General features: G+C 72.0%; 1 protein-coding gene. It reads right to left on the bottom strand.

The features are described from left to right. The coding region (locus CRD59_RS07755; RefSeq protein ID WP_201736596.1) for an RCC1 domain-containing protein at positions 1-345 on the bottom strand (345 nt) is incomplete at its 3' end. Positions 346-432: the final 87 nt, after the last annotated feature.

The raw sequence follows: 432 nt of genomic DNA on the forward strand, positions 1-432 counted from the left end.
GTGTGGGGGAGGCGTGGCGGGGGGGGTGCGGTGTGTGTGGCTGTTGGGGCGGGGCTGGCCGTACCGGGTGGCTCCCCAGCTGTATGCGTGTCCGTTGCTGTCGATGGCGAGGCTGTGGAAGTCGCCTGCGCTGATGGTGGTCCAGCGGGTGTTGGGGGCCGGGTCGGTCACGCGCGCGGGCGTGGGGTGGGGGATGTTGTTGATGCCGTCGCTGCTGCCGTTGCCGAGCTGGCCGGCATCGTTTCGTCCCCAGCTGTATGCGTGTCCGTTGTTGTCGATGGCGAGGCTGTGCAGGTCGCCTGCGCTGATGGTGGTCCAGCGGGTGTTGGGGTCTGGGTCGGTCACGCGCGCGGGCGGTGGGCGGGTGTGGTTGCGGGCGGGGCGGGGTGGCGGTCGGGCGTGCGGGAGGGGTCTGTGCTCGCCGGACTGGCG

The sequence above is a fragment of the Bifidobacterium xylocopae genome (assembly GCF_003315615.1).
Lineage (GTDB): Bacteria > Actinomycetota > Actinomycetes > Actinomycetales > Bifidobacteriaceae > Bombiscardovia > Bombiscardovia xylocopae.